Origin of the sequence: Jeotgalibaca dankookensis (assembly GCF_002005405.1) — a bacterium.
Taxonomy (GTDB): Bacteria; Bacillota; Bacilli; order Lactobacillales; family Aerococcaceae; genus Jeotgalibaca; species Jeotgalibaca dankookensis.
The window spans coordinates 1,273,924-1,290,965 of sequence record NZ_CP019728.1 but is presented as its reverse complement, the minus strand read 5'-3'; the positions used below and the strand labels follow the sequence as shown (position 1 = coordinate 1,290,965).

At 37.5% G+C, this 17,042-nt stretch carries 18 protein-coding genes and 1 pseudogene; 13 read left to right on the top strand and 6 right to left on the bottom strand.

The genetic code is table 11. From position 1 onward, the window contains the following. Positions 1–43 precede the first annotated feature (43 nt). Both tsaE and BW727_RS06395 read left to right on the top strand, forming a co-directional pair. On the top strand, positions 44–520 hold the full coding sequence (tsaE, locus tag BW727_RS06400) for a tRNA (adenosine(37)-N6)-threonylcarbamoyltransferase complex ATPase subunit type 1 TsaE (protein WP_062468722.1): 477 nt from the start codon (positions 44–46) through the stop codon (positions 518–520). After that, positions 510–1,037 (top strand): GNAT family N-acetyltransferase, encoded by a 528-nt coding sequence (locus BW727_RS06395; protein WP_062468724.1) that lies wholly within the window; start codon positions 510–512, stop codon positions 1,035–1,037. Before tsaE ends, BW727_RS06395 begins: the two co-directional genes overlap by 11 nt. Before the next feature lie 41 nt (positions 1,038–1,078). Here BW727_RS06395 and BW727_RS06390 read toward each other — a convergent pair whose 3' ends face one another. Then, positions 1,079–1,330: a hypothetical protein gene (locus tag BW727_RS06390; protein WP_062468726.1), complete on the bottom strand. Its 252-nt coding sequence runs from the start codon at positions 1,328–1,330 to the stop codon at positions 1,079–1,081. Positions 1,331–1,473: 143 nt separating this feature from the next. Between BW727_RS06390 and murB the strand changes: the two genes are divergently transcribed. The 9 genes from murB (at position 1,474) to BW727_RS06345 (ending at position 10,969) form a co-directional block, all read left to right on the top strand. Next, the gene (gene murB / locus BW727_RS06385) at positions 1,474–2,418 is read left to right on the top strand and encodes a UDP-N-acetylmuramate dehydrogenase (RefSeq protein ID WP_418268836.1); all 945 of its coding nucleotides are present in this window, start codon (positions 1,474–1,476) and stop codon (positions 2,416–2,418) included. A 34-nt stretch (positions 2,419–2,452) separates the two neighbouring features. Beyond that, positions 2,453–4,156 (top strand): ABC transporter ATP-binding protein, encoded by a 1,704-nt coding sequence (locus BW727_RS06380; RefSeq protein ID WP_062468729.1) that lies wholly within the window; start codon positions 2,453–2,455, stop codon positions 4,154–4,156. A gap of 161 nt (positions 4,157–4,317) precedes the next feature. Continuing rightward, positions 4,318–4,860 carry a helix-turn-helix domain-containing protein gene (locus BW727_RS06375; protein WP_062468731.1) on the top strand — a complete coding sequence of 181 codons (543 nt, stop codon included), beginning with the start codon at positions 4,318–4,320 and terminating at the stop codon, positions 4,858–4,860. A 25-nt stretch (positions 4,861–4,885) separates the two neighbouring features. Then, a complete protein-coding gene (locus BW727_RS06370) occupies positions 4,886–5,974 on the top strand; it encodes an ABC transporter ATP-binding protein (protein ID WP_062468735.1) in 1,089 nt (362 codons plus the stop codon). A gap of 11 nt (positions 5,975–5,985) precedes the next feature. Then, positions 5,986–6,801: an ABC transporter permease gene (locus BW727_RS06365; protein WP_062468738.1), complete on the top strand. Its 816-nt coding sequence runs from the start codon at positions 5,986–5,988 to the stop codon at positions 6,799–6,801. Then, complete coding sequence (locus BW727_RS06360; protein ID WP_062468741.1) at positions 6,798–7,640, top strand: ABC transporter permease; 843 nt, start codon at positions 6,798–6,800, stop codon at positions 7,638–7,640. The genes BW727_RS06365 and BW727_RS06360 overlap by 4 nt, the downstream gene beginning before the upstream one ends. Continuing rightward, positions 7,637–8,707, top strand: a complete 1,071-nt coding sequence (locus tag BW727_RS06355; RefSeq protein WP_062468743.1) for an ABC transporter substrate-binding protein — start codon at positions 7,637–7,639, stop codon at positions 8,705–8,707. The genes BW727_RS06360 and BW727_RS06355 overlap by 4 nt, the downstream gene beginning before the upstream one ends. A gap of 259 nt (positions 8,708–8,966) precedes the next feature. After that, positions 8,967–9,644 carry a ribose-5-phosphate isomerase RpiA gene (rpiA, locus tag BW727_RS06350; RefSeq protein WP_062468746.1) on the top strand — a complete coding sequence of 226 codons (678 nt, stop codon included), beginning with the start codon at positions 8,967–8,969 and terminating at the stop codon, positions 9,642–9,644. 23 nt (positions 9,645–9,667) lie between these two features. Beyond that, complete coding sequence (locus BW727_RS06345; RefSeq protein WP_062468749.1) at positions 9,668–10,969, top strand: pyrimidine-nucleoside phosphorylase; 1,302 nt, start codon at positions 9,668–9,670, stop codon at positions 10,967–10,969. Between the two features lie 35 nt (positions 10,970–11,004). Here BW727_RS06345 and BW727_RS06340 read toward each other — a convergent pair whose 3' ends face one another. Continuing rightward, complete coding sequence (locus BW727_RS06340) at positions 11,005–11,706, bottom strand: MgtC/SapB family protein (protein ID WP_062468751.1); 702 nt, start codon at positions 11,704–11,706, stop codon at positions 11,005–11,007. A 131-nt stretch (positions 11,707–11,837) separates the two neighbouring features. On the opposite strand from BW727_RS06340, the gene BW727_RS06335 reads away from it, so the two are divergent. Together BW727_RS06335 and BW727_RS10730 are read left to right on the top strand one after the other, a co-directional pair. Next, positions 11,838–12,545, top strand: coding sequence for an AzlC family ABC transporter permease (locus BW727_RS06335; RefSeq protein ID WP_062468754.1), 708 nt, complete (start codon positions 11,838–11,840; stop codon positions 12,543–12,545). Further along, positions 12,535–12,858, top strand: a pseudogene (locus BW727_RS10730) (AzlD domain-containing protein). The gene BW727_RS06335 and the pseudogene BW727_RS10730 overlap by 11 nt, the downstream one beginning before the upstream one ends. 61 nt (positions 12,859–12,919) lie before the next feature. On the opposite strand, the gene fni reads toward BW727_RS10730, so the two are convergent. Genes fni through mvk form a run of 4 tightly spaced genes read right to left on the bottom strand, consistent with a single transcriptional unit; the run spans position 12,920 to position 17,032 of the window. Beyond that, positions 12,920–13,981: a type 2 isopentenyl-diphosphate Delta-isomerase gene (fni, locus tag BW727_RS06325; RefSeq protein WP_062468757.1), complete on the bottom strand. Its 1,062-nt coding sequence runs from the start codon at positions 13,979–13,981 to the stop codon at positions 12,920–12,922. Continuing rightward, positions 13,978–15,063: a phosphomevalonate kinase gene (locus BW727_RS06320; protein ID WP_062468760.1), complete on the bottom strand. Its 1,086-nt coding sequence runs from the start codon at positions 15,061–15,063 to the stop codon at positions 13,978–13,980. The genes fni and BW727_RS06320 overlap by 4 nt, the downstream gene beginning before the upstream one ends. A gap of 14 nt (positions 15,064–15,077) precedes the next feature. Then, positions 15,078–16,085 (bottom strand): diphosphomevalonate decarboxylase, encoded by a 1,008-nt coding sequence (mvaD, locus tag BW727_RS06315; RefSeq protein WP_062468763.1) that lies wholly within the window; start codon positions 16,083–16,085, stop codon positions 15,078–15,080. Continuing rightward, positions 16,082–17,032: a mevalonate kinase gene (gene mvk / locus BW727_RS06310; RefSeq protein ID WP_062468766.1), complete on the bottom strand. Its 951-nt coding sequence runs from the start codon at positions 17,030–17,032 to the stop codon at positions 16,082–16,084. Before mvk ends, mvaD begins: the two co-directional genes overlap by 4 nt. Between the last annotated feature and the right edge of the window lie 10 nt (positions 17,033–17,042).

Sequence of the window (17,042 nt, the reverse complement as noted above, 5' to 3'; positions counted from 1 at the left end):
TTTTGGGTTATAATAGACCAAAGTTTTACAAGGAGGTAGTCAGATGACATACGTTTTCGAAACGATTCAAGAAGCAGAAACACTAGCTTTTGCCAAACTTCTAGGTGAGCGGGTACAACCAGGTGATGTGATCTTGCTCGAAGGAGATTTAGGTAGTGGAAAAACAACCTTTACAAAGGGATTAGCAAAAGGAATGGGAATTGATCAAATCATTAAAAGTCCGACTTATACATTGATCCGCGAATATACCAAAGGGCGCCTACCACTCTACCACTTGGATGTTTATCGTTTAGAAGAAGCAGGTGGAGAAGGGCTGGGATTAGAGGAGTATTTTTATGGTAAGGGCGTTAGTGTGGTTGAATGGTCAAAATTTATTTCGGAAGATCTACCAACAACTTATTTATTGATAGAAATTAATAAAGTCGGTGAAGAAATGGAAAAACGCCGGTTCACTGTCCAAGCATTAGGAGAACGTTACGAAAAATTGTTATTAGATTGGAAGGATGTAAATGAAAACTGAAAAAATAGAGATTATGATACGGGAAGCTATCCCCTCTGATGCGAAAGAAATATTAGCTTTTAGCCGACAAACAGGTGCTGAAACTGATTTCTTAACATATGGTGAAGAGGGCTTAGAATTGTCCGAAGCATTTGAAGAGATGTATCTAGAAGGTTTAATGGATAAGCAAAATGCAATTTTACTTGTGGCAATTATTAATAATGAAGAAATAATTGGAATGGCATCAGTTGGGGCCGATGATAAGCCAAAAACCCAACATGTGGGTGAAGTGGGTATTACCGTCTCGAAAGAATTTTGGGGATTTGGACTAGGAACAGCTTTAATGGAAGAAATTGAAATATGGGCCAAAGAATCAGGTGTGATTCGTCGCTTAGAGTTAACAGTTCACTCTGAAAACGAACGAGCTATTGTATTATACGAGAAAATGGGGTATCATCGTGAAGGTCTTTTATCACGTATCATGTGTATTAATGGTACCTTTGTTGATGGTGTCATGATGAGTTTATTAATTGACTAAAAAAGTCACTCGAATTTTATTTCGAGTGGTTTTTGTTTATCTTAAAATAAAATGACTAAGGCGTAATTAGTAAAAATAGTTAAAACAATTAAATTAATGATAACAATGGACCATTTAAATTTTGCTTCTTTTACATTTAACCCATAAATAACGCCTACAATTGGAAAGAGAAGTGCAAGTAAAATAGACACTGTCGCAATTGATTCAGGGTTGCGTGTCGTAAAAAGATAAACGGGATAGAGAATGCTGAGCGCAGTAAAAATAGTTGCATCTCTGAGTTGCTTATTTTTCAAAATACGTTCATCCTTTCTGGTAATAAAATGATTTTATCACAGTTTATCATAAAAATATGTTATGCTACAATTATTAATGATAAGGACTATATGCTGGGATACTTATACCATATATAAGAACAAAACATAGTGAGGCGAGAAGTGTGCTAGAAAAACAACAAATAGCTAAGGAATTGCGTCAGCTTTTTCCATTAACCATTGTTAAAAAAAATGAACCTTTAAATAAATATACGTATACGAAAACGGGTGGCGCTGGAGATATCGTCGTTTTTCCTAATACCAAAGAAGATGTACAAGGTATTGTCAAATGGGTACACGAACATAAAGTCCCACTAACTATCTTAGGAAATTCAAGTAATGTCATTATCAAAGATGGCGGCATACGTGGTGTTGTCATAATTTTAACTGACTTAAATGAAGTTGAAATTAAGAAAAATAAACTAGTCGTCCAAAGTGGCGCTTCCATTATCGAAACAGCTCAAAAAGCTTTAAGTGCTAACTTAACTGGCCTAGAATTTGCTTGTGGTATTCCTGGTAGTGTCGGGGGTGCCGTATTTATGAATGCTGGTGCTTATGGCGGTGAAGTTAAAACAGTGATCAAGTCAGTCGAAGTGGTCACTCTAGAAGGAAAGCGTCATGTTTATAGCAATGAAGAAATGGCATTTGGTTACCGCACGAGTGTGATTCAAGAGCGAGGAGACATTGTCTTAGAAACCGTTTTTGAACTTGAAAAAGGAAAATTTGAGCATATTAAAGAAAAAATGGATGAATTAACCGAATTACGTGAATCCAAACAACCTCTTGAATATCCATCGTGTGGAAGTGTCTTTAAGCGTCCAACGGGCTATTTTACAGGGAAACTTATTCAAGATGCAGGTCTCCAAGGTAAAATATGGGGAGGCGCCCAAATTTCTACAAAACACGCAGGCTTTATTGTCAATATAAACAATGCTACTGCAACTGATTATTTGGAATTAATTGCTTATATCCAAAAGACCATTAAAGAAGTGTATGATGTTACGCTTGAAACAGAAGTGCGCGTTATCGGCGAAAATTTAGTTGAAAATATAGCAGCTGTACCTTCGTGATTCAGACAAAGAATGCTGCAAAGGAGGATATTTCTTGAAAAAACCATTTATAAGCTTTCAGAACTTTACATTTACTTATTCAGACCAAGTTACTCCTGTTTTAAATGAATTAAACGTAACGATTAATGAAGGAGAAAAAATATTAGTTGTTGGGCCAAGTGGTTCAGGAAAATCTACCTTTGCACGTTGTCTGTCTGGGGTTTTACCTAATAAAGACAACAACGACTATATGGGACGTATTGTATACGGAAGAGAAGGAACGACTCCCACTATTTCTAATTTTTTGCCAAATGAACTTGCCATTAGTATGGCAGCCAGTATGGCAGCTCTTAATGAAAAAAATCGTGACAGTAACAATCAAACAGCAGTCCAACCCTTCCAAACATACTTAGAAAAGAAAAAATTAGCCGGTATGGATTGGTTTTTAAGTCGAACGCCTGATTTGAAAGAAAGCTTTAGCAAACTCACTGATAATCAATTTGAAAAGATACATTCAGCAGGGTTCTTTATTGATGATAAACCAGTTTTAATATTAGATGAACCATTAGCAAACTTAGACCCTAAATCAGGGGATGCAGCCATGAAATTTATTGATGAACTAGCCAACCAGACTAATACTACGATTATTATCATCGAGCATCGCTTAGAGGATGCACTTGTATATCCTGTGGAACGCCTTATCTTATTTTCCGACGGCCGTATTATGGCAGATGGTGCGCCATCTGATATTTTAAAAACAGAAGTCTTGAGCGAAATCGGTATTCGCGAGCCACTCTATATTACTGCTATGCGCTATGCCGGTGTTAATTTGGACGAGGTCAACCATTTGGATCTGGTCCATAAACTGAATGGTCCGAATTTAAAAGAGAAGATGGAACAATGGTTATCTTATTTACCGCAATTTGAATACCCTGTTCAGTCAACTGCCCTCTTAGAGTTACAAGATATCAGCTTTAAATATCCATGGAATGTCAGACCCATCCTAAACCAAGTGAGTATTCGAATTAATGAAGGCGAAATGTTGAGTCTAGTGGGTCCTAATGGCTCAGGAAAATCAACCTTAGCTAAAGTGTTGTCCGGTCAAGAGAAGATTCAGACTGGAAAAATACTTTGGAAGGGAGAAGATATTTCTGCTTACAGCGAAGAGGAACTAGAAACTTGTATTGGCTACATCCCACAAAATCCATTTGATTCCATCTCACAAGAAACGATTGATGAAGAACTTGCTTATCGTCTACGGGAACGGAATTTTACTGATCAAGAAATCTCAAGGCGTGTTGAAAAAGTAATTCGCATTTGTAGCTTACAGTATATTCGGCAGTTACCAATGACAGCTTTGAGTTTTGGGCAGCTACGCCGTGTTGCCATCGGTTCGGTTCTCGTTCTCAATCCTGAGTTAATTATTGTGGATGAACCAGCAGCGGGGCAAGATTTTAGCAACTACACAGAAATAATGAATTTTCTCCAATCCATCCACGTCCAAGGGGTCACTGTTTTAATTGTCACTCATGATATGCATTTGATGTTAGAGTATTCTAAACGTACAATCGTAATGGTGAAGGGAAAAGTTATTGCCGATGCGAGTCCTGTATTTGTGTTAGCAAGTCCAGAAATTATTGAAGCTTCGTCTCTGAAAGAGACAAATTTATATACCTTTGCGAAACAAATTAATATGACAGATCCATACGCGTTCACCGAGAAATTCATTCATTATGACCGTGTTGCTCGATTATTTTAATAAAAATCCTACCTACAAGAAAAGCTGAGTTCCTATTTCTCATCTTTTCTGTTTTTTTGCCTATAAGCATTGTTTTTTTAGGAAATAATCTTTATAATTTTAAATGCAGCTAAACAATATAATTACTTATACTAAACTAAGTTTAGAGAAGAGGTAAGACGGTGGATATCGGCAAAAAATTAAAAGAATTACGTCTCCGAAAAAACTTAACGCAGGAAGAGTTAGGAGAGCGAACCGATTTGACCAAAGGGTATATTTCGCAACTTGAAAATGGACTAAGTTCACCTTCTATGGAAACCTTTTTTAATTTATTAGAAGTACTGGGCACCAATCCTAAAACTTTTTTTGATTCAGATTACTCAAGTCAACCGGTTGTCTATACAGCGAGTGATGGGACTATTTTTGAAGATGAAGAAAAGGGTTTTTCAATGAATTGGCTCATGGCTGATTCAAATGATAAAGAAATGGAAGCAGTTATGTTAACCTTAAAACCAAATGGAGAACATAAGCAATTCCCGCCTTCATTATCCGAAACATTTGGATATGTTATGCAAGGCTCGGTAGAATTACAATTAGGGGAGACAGTCTATTCTATAAAAAGGGGACAATCTTTTTATTTTCAAGCAAGAGAATACCATCAGTTAAGAAATAGAAGTCGCGGACCAGCAGAAGTCTTAATCGTCGTGACGAATTCTTATTTATAAATGAAACGAAAGAGCAGGTGTCAATATGGCAGATGAAATGATTATTACCTTAGAAAATGTTAACAAAGTCTATGATAATGAGACAGTTTTACATGATATTGATTTTGAAGTAGAACGTGGAAAATTTTATACCCTTTTAGGGCCATCTGGTTGTGGGAAAACGACTATTTTACGCTTAATTGCTGGATTCACAGAGGCATCTGGTGGAGAAATTCGGATTAATAATGAACGAGTCAACGAGGTACCGCCCAATAAAAGAAAAGTAAACACGGTTTTTCAAGATTATGCTTTATTTCCCCATATGAATGTTTATGACAATGTTGCTTTTGGATTATCATTAAAGAAATTACCTAAAAATGAGATTCAAGAAAAAGTGAAAAATGCTCTGAAACTCGTGCAATTGTCTGGCTATGAAAAACGTGAAATTCGTGAAATGTCTGGTGGGCAACAACAGCGAGTAGCAATCGCGCGAGCAATTGTGAATGAACCAGAAGTACTCTTGTTGGATGAGCCTTTGTCTGCTTTAGACTTGAAGTTGCGGACGGATATGCAATATGAGTTGCGTGAAATCCAACAGCGATTAGGAATCACCTTTATTTTTGTCACTCATGATCAAGAAGAAGCATTAGCTATGAGCGATTGGATTTTTGTTATGAACAAGGGACATATCGTTCAAAGTGGAACACCGGTTGATATTTACGATGAACCGATTAATCGATTTGTAGCTGACTTTATCGGAGAAAGTAATATTGTTCCTGGTAAAATGATTGAAGACTACCGTGTAGGTTTCGTCGGTAAAGAATTTGAATGTGCCGATGCTGGAATTACGCCTGGGGAAAAAATTGAAATTGTTATTCGTCCAGAGGATTTAGAATTAACATCGGTCGAAAAAGGAAAGTTAATTGTCAAAGTTGATACGCAACTATTCCGCGGCGTCCATTATGAAATAATTGGATATGATGAGGATGGAAATGAGTGGATGGTTCACTCAACTAAAAAAGCCGATATTGGCTCTGAAGTGGGCTTGTATTTCAATGCCGAAGATATTCATGTCATGCGTCTAGGAGAAACCGAAGAAGAATTTGATGCACGTCTGGAAAGTTATGATGAGTGAGGAGGGCCAAGATGACAAAACAAGCTAAATACTGGTTCGCGACCCCATATGTTTTATGGTTAGGACTATTCGTCATTGTTCCTGTTTTATTAATTCTATATCAATCTTTTTTTGATATTTCAGGTAACTTTACATTAAGTAACTATACCGCTTATTTCACATCAGGTAATTACTTAACAATGACAATCAATTCATTTTTTTATGCCTTATTAATAACAGGTTTTACTTTTTTGATTAGTTATCCGACTGCTTTATTTTTGAGTCGAACAAAGTACAAACAACTCTGGCTGTCGCTAGTCATTCTACCAACCTGGGTTAATCTCCTTTTAAAAGCTTACGCTTTTATTGGAATATTTAGTCAAAGCGGTTCGGTCAATCAATTTCTGACTTTTCTAGGATTGGGACCGCAACAAATTCTTTTTACCGATTTCAGTTTTATATTTGTAGCAACCTATATTGAACTACCTTTTATGATTTTACCTATTTATAACTCCATTATGGAAATAAATCCCTCGCTACAAATGGCGAGTTTCGACTTAGGAGCGACGCGTTGGGAAACCCTAAAACGGGTTATTTTTCCATTAAGTATGACAGGCGTTCGAAGTGGCTTTCAAGCAGTATTTATTCCTTCGCTCTCTCTCTTTATGTTGACGCGAATGATCGGTGGAAACCGCGTTATTACTCTAGGGACGGCTGTGGAACAACATTTCTTAGTGACTCAAAATTGGGGAATGGGTTCAACAATTGGAGTGGTCTTAATTATATCGATGATCCTAATTTTACTTTTAACCGGTGACCGAAAAAATAAAGGAGGAAGTAAAGTATGAAATTAACTTCTAACTCCAAAGGAAATAATATTTTCCTTTTCATAATATTTGTTATCCTTTACTTACCTATTTTTTATCTGATTTTTTATTCTTTCAACGCCGGTGGAACGATGAATCAGTTTACTGGCTTCACCTGGGAGCATTATCAAGCGGTTTTTGAAGACACACGTTTAATTGGGATTGTATTAAATACCTTATTAGTAGCCATGCTGGCCGCTTTATTAGCGACTTTTATTGGTACTTTTGGAGCCATTTATATTTATTATGTTAAAAAGAAGCAAAATAAAAAACTGTTATTGAGTTTAAATAGTATTTTAATGGTATCACCAGATGTTATTATCGGTGCCAGCCTCTTGATCCTTTTTACCTTAATTGGTTTTAATTTAGGATTTGTTTCCGTTCTTCTTTCGCATGTTGCCTTTTCTATTCCGATTGTCGTTTTGATGGTTCTACCACGTCTTTATGAAATGAAAGACTCGATGATTCAAGCAGCAGAAGATTTAGGAGCCAATTCTTGGCAAGTGATTTCACGCATCTTACTGCCAAGTATTACACCAGGGATTTTAAGTGGCTTCTTTATGGCTTTTACCTACTCTTTAGATGATTTTGTGGTAACTTTCTTTGTAACCGGGAATGGCTTTAGTACATTAGCAGTTGAGATTTATTCACGCGCCCGCCGTGGTGTCAGTCTAGAAATCAATGCTTTGAGTGCTTTAATGTTCATATTTACACTAGCTTTAGTACTTGGATATAATGGCATTCAGATTTATGGACAGAAGCGCCGCGAAAAAGCCGCTAAAACAGTTCACTTTATAGAAAGTGAGGGGATTTCATTATGAGAAAGCTATTGATAGGGATTCTCTCAGTTTTGGCTTTTTCCTTATTACTTGTTTCTGGAATTGACTATTTGAATCATGCGCAGGGGTTTACCGGGGATAATACGCTAACGGTTTATAACTGGGGCGATTATATTGATCCTTCTTTATTGAAAGAATTTGAAGAAGAAACCGGCTATAAAATTTCTTATGAAACCTTTGACTCCAACGAAGCCATGTATACAAAAATAAACCAAGGTGGAACGTCTTATGATATTGCCGTTCCGTCAGAATACATGATTTCCCGGATGATTGAGGAAAACATGTTACGAGAATTAGACCATAGCCAAATTAAAGGATTAGAGCATATTAATCCGCGCTTTTTAGATTTAAGTTTTGATAGAGGCAATGACTATTCTATTCCTTATTTTTGGGGTACTTTAGGGATTATTTATAACGATAAGATGATTGAGGATATACCTACCTCCTGGAATGATTTATGGGATGATAGTTACCGCAATGAGTTAATGCTTATAGATGGTGCCCGTGAAGTAATGGGAATTGGTTTGCAGAGCGAGGGTTATTCTTTAAACTTAAAGAATAAACAAATACTAGTCGAAATAGCTGCGAAATTAAAAGAAATGACTCCCAATGTAAAAGCCATTATTGCCGATGAAATTAAGATGTATATGATTCAAGAAGAAGCCTCCATTGCGGTTAGTTTTTCTGGTGAAGCAAGTGAAATGGTTTGGGAAAATGAGAATTTACACTACGTAATCCCAGAAGAAGGCACAAACTTATGGTTTGACAATATTGTGATTCCTAAAACAGCTAAAAATGTGGAAGGTGCCTATGCCTTTATAAACTTTTTACTCGAACCTGAAAATGCCGCCATCAATGCAGAATATGTGGGTTACTCAACACCAAACGATGCTGCTAAAGAATTAATGGATCCCGAAATTATTGCCGATCCGCAATTTTATCCATCTGATGCAGCCATTGAAAATATGGAAGTTTACGAAAATTTAGGGCCAGAATGGTTAGGTCTTTATAATGATTTGTTTTTAGAAGTAAAAATGTATCGAAATTAATGAAAGACTAGAAGGAATCTAATTCCTTCTAGTCTTTTTTGTGCAAAAGTGGTTATTATATTGATTTAATTCTCAGATTAGAGTTTCAAAATAAGTTGATGTGGTCATTATTTTTATTTTATCCCCACCCTGGCTCTAAAATATATACAAAAGTGGACATTAACAATTATTTTGATTGATTTTCTCATCTATATCTTATTTTCGAAAGAATAGCCTATGTTATAATGTGGTTACTACAAATACAGAGGATTGGTGAACCATGGAATTGAAAAAAGCAGTGGGTATCGAAGCCGCGAAGTATATTGAAGATGGAATGGTTGTAGGATTAGGGACAGGCTCAACCGCATATTATTTTGTTGAAGAAATTGGTCGTCGTGTCAAGGAAGAACATTTAAATGTAACCGGTGTAACAACATCGACACGAACAAAAGAACAGGCTGAAAGTTTAGGAATACCACTAAAAAGTGTTGATGAAGTCGAACGAATCGCTATTACAGTGGATGGAGCAGATGAAATCAGTAAAGATTTTCAAGGGATTAAGGGTGGCGGTGGTGCGCTCTTAATTGAAAAAATTGTTGCTAATAATTCTGACCAAGTAATTTGGATTGTTGATCAGAGCAAAATGGTTGATGAGCTAGGAGCTTTTCCACTACCAATTGAAGTGATTAAATATGGTTCACAACATATATTCAATCAATTAAAAGCAAAAGGGTATAACCCAGAATTTCGTACTAACCAAGATGGCAGTCGCTATCTAACCGATGAAGAAAACTATATTATAGATTTACATATGGGTAAAATTACCGATCCTCTTTCATTAGGAAATGAATTGATTGAAATGGTTGGTGTGGTTGAACATGGGCTTTTCTTAAATCGTGTCAACCGTGTATTAGTCGGAACAGATGAAGGCGTCAAAGATATCAAAGTTGAACGATAAAAATTGAAAGGGTGGCTATACTTATGAGAATGGTTGATCTCATTGTTAAAAAACAAGAAGGTAAGGAATTATCTAAAGAAGAAATTCACTATATAATTAACGGTTTTACAAATGGGAGTATCCCAGATTACCAAATGAGCGCACTTGCGATGGCGATTTATTTCCAAGATATGACTGATAATGAACGGATGGAAATGACCATGGCAATGGCAGAATCAGGGGATCAAATTGATTTGTCTGAGATTGAAGGAATCAAAGTAGACAAACACTCTACTGGTGGAGTAGGGGATACAACTACATTGGTATTAGCACCACTTGTTGCAAGTACTGGGGTTCCAGTTGCTAAAATGAGTGGACGTGGTCTGGGACATACTGGTGGGACAATTGATAAATTGGAATCAATCCCTGGTTTTCACGTTGAAATATCAGAAGAGCGATTCATTGAATTAGTAAATAAAAATAAACTATCAGTCGTCGGGCAATCAGGCGACTTGACTCCTGCTGATAAAAAATTATATGCCTTACGTGATGTAACAGGAACCGTTAATTCCTTATCATTAATAGCAAGTTCTATTATGAGTAAAAAAATCGCTTCAGGAGCAGATGCAATTGTTCTGGATGTAAAAGTGGGCGCAGGAGCTTTTATGAAAACAACAGAAGCTGCTGAAGAATTAGCTAAAGCCATGGTTCGAATTGGAAATCTAGCTGGACGCAATACAATGGCAATTATTTCTGATATGAGCCAACCACTTGGACAAGCAATTGGTAATGCGCTTGAAGTAGAAGAAGCGATTGAAACCTTAAAAGGAAAAGGCCCAGATGATTTAAAAGAATTGTGTTTGGTTTTAGGAGCGCAAATGGTTTATCTAGGTGGAGGAGCAGACTCACTAGAAGCAGCACGAACCTTGCTAGAAGAAAAATTAGCTAATGGACAAGCACTAGAAAAATTCAAAGAATTCATTGCCTCTCAAGACGGAAATCCCGAAGTGGTAAATGACTATAGCCTCATGCCGCAAGCATCCTTTACTAAAGATGTCAAAGCAGAGCAGTCAGGATTTGTGACTGAAATTATTGCCGATAACATTGGTGTAGCTGCGATGAAGTTAGGTGCAGGACGTGCAACCAAAGAATCAGAAATTGATCTAGCAGCCGGTTTAATGCTACATAAAAAAGTAGGCGACGCAGTTGAAGTTGGCGAAGTCATCGTCACTTTATATGCTAATAAAGAAGAGATGACTGAAGCAGAAAATATGGCGTTAGCTGCTTACAAAATTGGGGAAGAGCAACTTATCCCCACACTGATCCATGAAGTTATTACTAAATAAAAAAATTCGTAAGGCTAAAAACCTTACGAATTTTTTTAATCTTTAATAGTAATCCCAACAATTTCATCACTAATATCTAAAAAAGCATCAATTAAGTCACTATTGTCAAGTTTATTAGGGATGTATAAAAAATAAGTAAAGGTATAAATTAATTCGCCATCTACTCGGGACATCGCAAAGTCTTCATTAATTTTATGAAGTTCATAGGTTTCAAATACTTTCCGAACTTCTTTGATATGCCTATCATTAGTCATTTTGATAATTAATACGTGCTTTTCTCCCGGCTTGGTGACTTTTTTTAATAAGTATAAAACTGAGATGAGAATGAGTGTTGAAGAAATAGATAAGAAGTAATAACCCATTCCAACAGCAATACCAAGACCTGAAACGGCCCAAATGGTCGCGGCTGTTGTTAAACCGGATATGGTATCCATCTGTGTAGTCAAAATTGCACCCGCTCCTAAAAAACCAATACCACTAACAATTTGAGCGGTAATACGCGCGAAATCTGTTGACAGTACCCCATGTAGCTCTGGATCAGCAGAAACCATTTGTATAACAGAAAAAGATATCTTTATTTGAATAATCGTTAGAATACAGGCAGATACACATACAATGATATTCGTTCGAATTCCAGCTGATTGGTTTTTGCGCTCTCTTTCAAGTCCAATAATTGAACCAATTAAAACAGCCACAACCAATCGAACGGTGACTTCCATATTGTCTAAAATATACATTAACGCACCTCCCGTTCCTATTTGCATCTATTTTAATGCATTACAAGCAAAATGTACAAAAGAAGCTGATTACTATCGTACCAAATTATGTTAAAATCAAAACTACTAAAATTTAATGAGGAGGTATTCTTTTGCAAAAAGACGATTGGTTGGCCGGCGCTAAAATTATTTTTCCGATTAGTATTAGCTATATACCGTTGGGGTTAGCATGTGGAATTTTACTTCAACAATCAGGTTTTCATCCTTTTTCAGTTTTTATGGCTAGCTTATTGATTTATGGAGGGGCTTCTCAATTTCTAATAGCGTCCATGCTATTAAGTGGTGCGGCAATTATTGAAATCATTACCATGGTTTTCTTTATAAACTTACGGCATTTATTGATGGCTTCAACCTTCGCTAAAAGACTCAAAAGGCAATCAACACGCTTTAACCTCTTATTTGCCCAAATCATTACCGACGAGTCCTTTGCAGTGAATACGATGAAGTTTAAAGTGGATAAAGATTGGACACCCGAAAAAGCATTAGCAGCAGGTATTATTGCCCACATGACTTGGGTTGGTAGTACCTTTATTGGTTCCTTATTAGGCAATACGATCGCTTTGTCAACGGTTGTGATGAATTATGTATTAACAGCTATGTTTATTTTTTTACTTGTTTCTCAGATGGATAATCAGATTGTTGTTTGGACGGGGATATTTGGAATGGCTGTAGCTATTTTATTAAAGCTCATTTTGCCGAGCGGAATTGTCATATTATTTGCTTCAGTGTTAGCCTCTTTATTTGGTCTTAGCCTGGAATTATTTAAAGATTGGAAAGGAGCGCGACTACATGAATCCTGATATCTTGCTAATTATTTTTGGAGCCGCTTTGGTAACCTACCTACCGCGTTTAATACCCATTCTTGCATTTAGAAATGCACAATTGCCGGAGTGGTTTCAAAAATGGATGACTTATTTACCAATATCAATTTTTGCTTCTCTTATCGCGACTGATATTTTCTTTTAGGAGGATCAATTAACTTTTAACTTAATGACCAATGTTAAACTGTTACCCTCCATTATAACCGTCTTGGTCGCCTATAAAACCAAAAGTATGATTTATGCCATTCTAGCTGGCGTTTTCTCCATCGCACTATTCATTTGGCTTACTTAATTTAAATACAAATAAAAAGTAAACAGACAGATTCAAGTCTAACTTGAGTCTGTCTGTTTACTTATTTTGATCGCAGGCTAAAGGAACGGTAATCAATCATGCGCATGTCGCACCAATCGATGATGTCTCTTTGGAAAATAAGATCTGTTTCTTGCAATTCTGTAATTGATTTTTTACCAAGTAAAGTCATAATAGCGATTAGTTTATCACGCCATCCTTCTAGGGTCATAATAGTCTTTTCAGGGCCATCATTTACGACCATGTTTAAGAGTTGACCAGATAGACCAACTGCTTCTGCTCCTAGACTGAGCGCTTTAATAATATCGTAAGGTGTTTTAACTCCACCAGAAGCTAAAATATGAACGTCGCTCTTGAACTCATAGGCTTCCAATAAGGAAATAACCGTTGATTGACCCCAATTTTCCAAATCATCATAAGAAAAACTTGTCCGACGTTCGTTTTCAATTGCAGCAAAGTTTGTACCACCACGGCCTGAAACATCCACCCATTGTACGCCTATAGACATCAACTGTTGAATAGTTTGACGGCTCATTCCAAAACCAACTTCTTTGACCATAACAGGGACACCGACGTGAGCCACAATCTGTTCAATTTGTTTGAGCCAGATAGAAAAATCGCGGTCGCCTTCAGGCATAACCAGTTCTTGAGGTGCATTTATATGAATTTGTAACCCATTTGCCTGCAAAATATCAACCGCACGTTTGGCATTCTCGACAGAGTGATTGGGGCCCATATTAGCAAGCACAAACCCATTAGGATTAACGTCGCGAATAACTTTAAAGCTATCTACAAGCTCGGGATGTTTAATAGCGGCACTAACGGATCCAGAAGCCATTACAAGGTTCAATTGACGTGCAACTTCTGCCAAATCGGCATTGATTTTTTTAGTTTTTTCACTACCACCGGTCATCCCATTAATATAAAAGGGGAGGGGCATATCGTGTCCTAATAGATGCGCTTGAAGCGACACATCTTTTGTGGCCATTTCGGGAAAGGAATGATGGACAAAGCGGACCTTTTGAAAATCAGATTGACTTCCAGAGACATATTGTTTTTCAGCTAGTTCTACGTGTTCATCTTTACGTTTCGAGTCTATATTCATTTTTCACCCTCACAGTCTTCTTGATAAACCTCTAACGGCAGAGGTTGAATCCTAGCTTTTTCCCATTCTTGGAGGAGGAGGTGAGCAGCAGCTTTATCATTTAATAAGGCAATACCACAATCTCCACCACCTGCACCGGATGTTTTTGAAGCCGCATCATAGGAGCTGGCAATCTTAATTAACTGCTCTAATAAAGTGGTTTCAATCGGCACCCCAGCTTTAGCAGCGAGTTCTTTAAGAATAAATCGGTTTTTACGAATGTTGTCTTTAATTTCTGATATATTTTTATTATCAAAAGCAGAGATTAAGTCAGTCACAATTTGTTTACTTTTTTGTAAAAATTGTGGGAAAAACTCAGCCATATCGACGCGTTGTTGGTTCACTTTATCAACAAGATGCGTGGTTGATGCAGGGCTAGCAGTCCAGCCAATTAAAAGCTGTATTTCCTTTGGAACAGTTAAGCGGTGAACCATAAGCCCAGGCCAATTTAATGCCACGAGCTCGGTTATTGATAAGCTGGCTTGTTTTTCGATGACCCAATCGCGGTCAAAAGAAGCATAAGCAATCCAACCGGTATAAGCACTCGCTGCAATATCACCAAAAGAACCATTACTTTTGACAACTAAATGAGCCAGACTAGATAATTTATAAACAAGTTCGGGGGAAATAGTAAGACCATAAAATTGCAGTAAAGCTTTAACCGTTGCCACGGTTACCGCACCACTAGAGCCAAGACCATATTTTTTTCCTTTAGCATTATCCAGTTCACTTTCAACTGAAAGATGGAAAAACCGCAGGGAAATTCCTTGTTCTTGAATATAATCTTCGGTAATTTTAATTGCTTCTGTAATATAAATAAAGGTGTTTTCTCTTTGATCAATGTAGAGGGAACCATCTAATCGTGTCCAAGGAATGGGTAAGCCTTGGTTTAAAGATGAATGGATGGAGCCGCTATCGATAGCTTCCTCTAAGGTTACCGTAATAAATTGATTAACGGCCACTAAAATAGCAGGATGTGCGGGTGTTACCACGGCATACTCACCTGCTATAAATAACTTTCCTGGTGCACTGGCTTGTATCACTGTCCTCTTCCTCTCTAACGAATGGACCACCCATAGACCTGTGCTTCATTGTCTGTAAGGGGGCGAATTCCGGGTCCAGGACCACTAATGAGTACTTGTTCCTCAGTGAAATCCTCTAGCAATTTTTGCTTGATTTTTTCCGCTTCTGAGAGACGACAGAGTACTTTAACGTTTGGTCCGGCATCCATGGTAACATAACATAAAAGGCCTTCCTCTCGCAACTTTTTGACAGTTTGTATAGCTTTCATGCTATCCGGTTCAAAGTAGATAATCGGTCTTTTAGCCCCCAACATCGATCCGTGCATTTTCATGGCGCTATGCTCTGTAATTTCACCTAATCGTTTAAAATCATGTTCATGAATGGCTTCCTTAATAGCAATTAAATCATCTTTAGCAGAAGAAACCCAAGCCGGATAAAAAGGAGAGGTTTCAACCGTTTGTTTCATACCTAAGCGGCTTGATATCTTTTTAGCAGTTTTATTAACTGCCACAATAACCATGCCAATATCCCAATCGGCAGGGTCAATCGGAATTGCCATAGAATCTTCTGATGAAGTTCCTTTTTGCCATTCAACGAATCCTCCAAAAAGACTCCGAGTGGAACTGCCAGAACCACGACGCGCATATGTAGATAGTTTCTGTGGATCCATCTGAAGACCGGTTACCTGGTTCATTGCACCCGCTAAAGCAGCAAAGGCCGAAGCAGAAGATGCTAACCCTGCAGCAGTTGGGACATGGTTGATACTTTCTACTCGAAAAGCCGAAGAAATACCAGCCTCTTTTCGAAATAAATCAAGAAATTTTGAAATCTTTTTTGTTTCTTCTTCCGATTGTTCGTGGTTATTTAATATGAAAGAATCTTTTGCACCTTCATCTAAACGGCTGACAAAGGTATCGGTGTACAATTCGTTTAACGTGAGCGACAAACTGCTATTCATAGGGATAAATAGCGTCTCATCTTCCTTGCCCCAGTATTTAATTAACGCGATATTCGTATGTGCGCGAAAGGCAGCGTTTTTCAAACCTTAACCTCCTCATTTAAATAAGTAATCCATGTTTTAACAGCACCTGAATTTAGTAGAGCTTGACTAATTTTATCAGCAGCATTTTTATTAGCCGCTAAAGCAATCATACAGCCACCACGTCCGCCTCCAGTTAGTTTAGCACCTAATGCACCAGCCTCTTTGCCAGCTTCTACAAGGCGGTTTAATTCCGTACTTGAGACACCTAGGTCAGATAATAAATCATGTGCTTCACTCATGGCTTGACCCAATGCAATTGGTTGGTTGGTTTCTAAATAAGTGCGTGCTTTTTCAGCTAATAAGCCTAATTTTTCTATTTGTTGCTTAGTTTTTTGTTTTTCATTCGTTTCTAAGCGACTGGCAATACTACCAACTGCTGCTTTGGTTTGTCCAGTTACACCCGTATCTGCTACTACAAGGTAGCCATCCAAACGCAAGTCAAACTCAACAAAAGGGTGTCCCTTTCTATAGAAAACAGGATGATCACCACTTGTCATGATGGCATCCAGACCACTCGGATTACCGTGTGCAATTTTTTCAGAAACATCAACCAATTCCAGTAACCGCTGGTGGGAAAGCGGCTGATGATAGTAATGATAAATTGCTCGGGTAATGGCTACCGCTACTGCTGCACTGGAACCCATTCCTCGCTCTGGAGGAATGGTACTATTGACCGATATCATTAGTTTTTCGTTTTCTTTATCTAAACTAAGTAGAGCAGTCTCAATTGCTGTTTTTAAACTTTGCAAGACTTCAGGCATATCATCGGCAATACCACTGTAGTAAGAACAGTCAATAATTGTGGCTTCATTAGCTGGTTTAATGGTTGCTTCCATATGAACAGCTGGAAAGGGAAGAGCAATGGAGGGATGTCCATAAACAACTGAATGTTCTCCCATTAAGATAATTTTTCCGTGTGACGTACCGATAATTTGTTCATTTTTCATTTGTCATCTT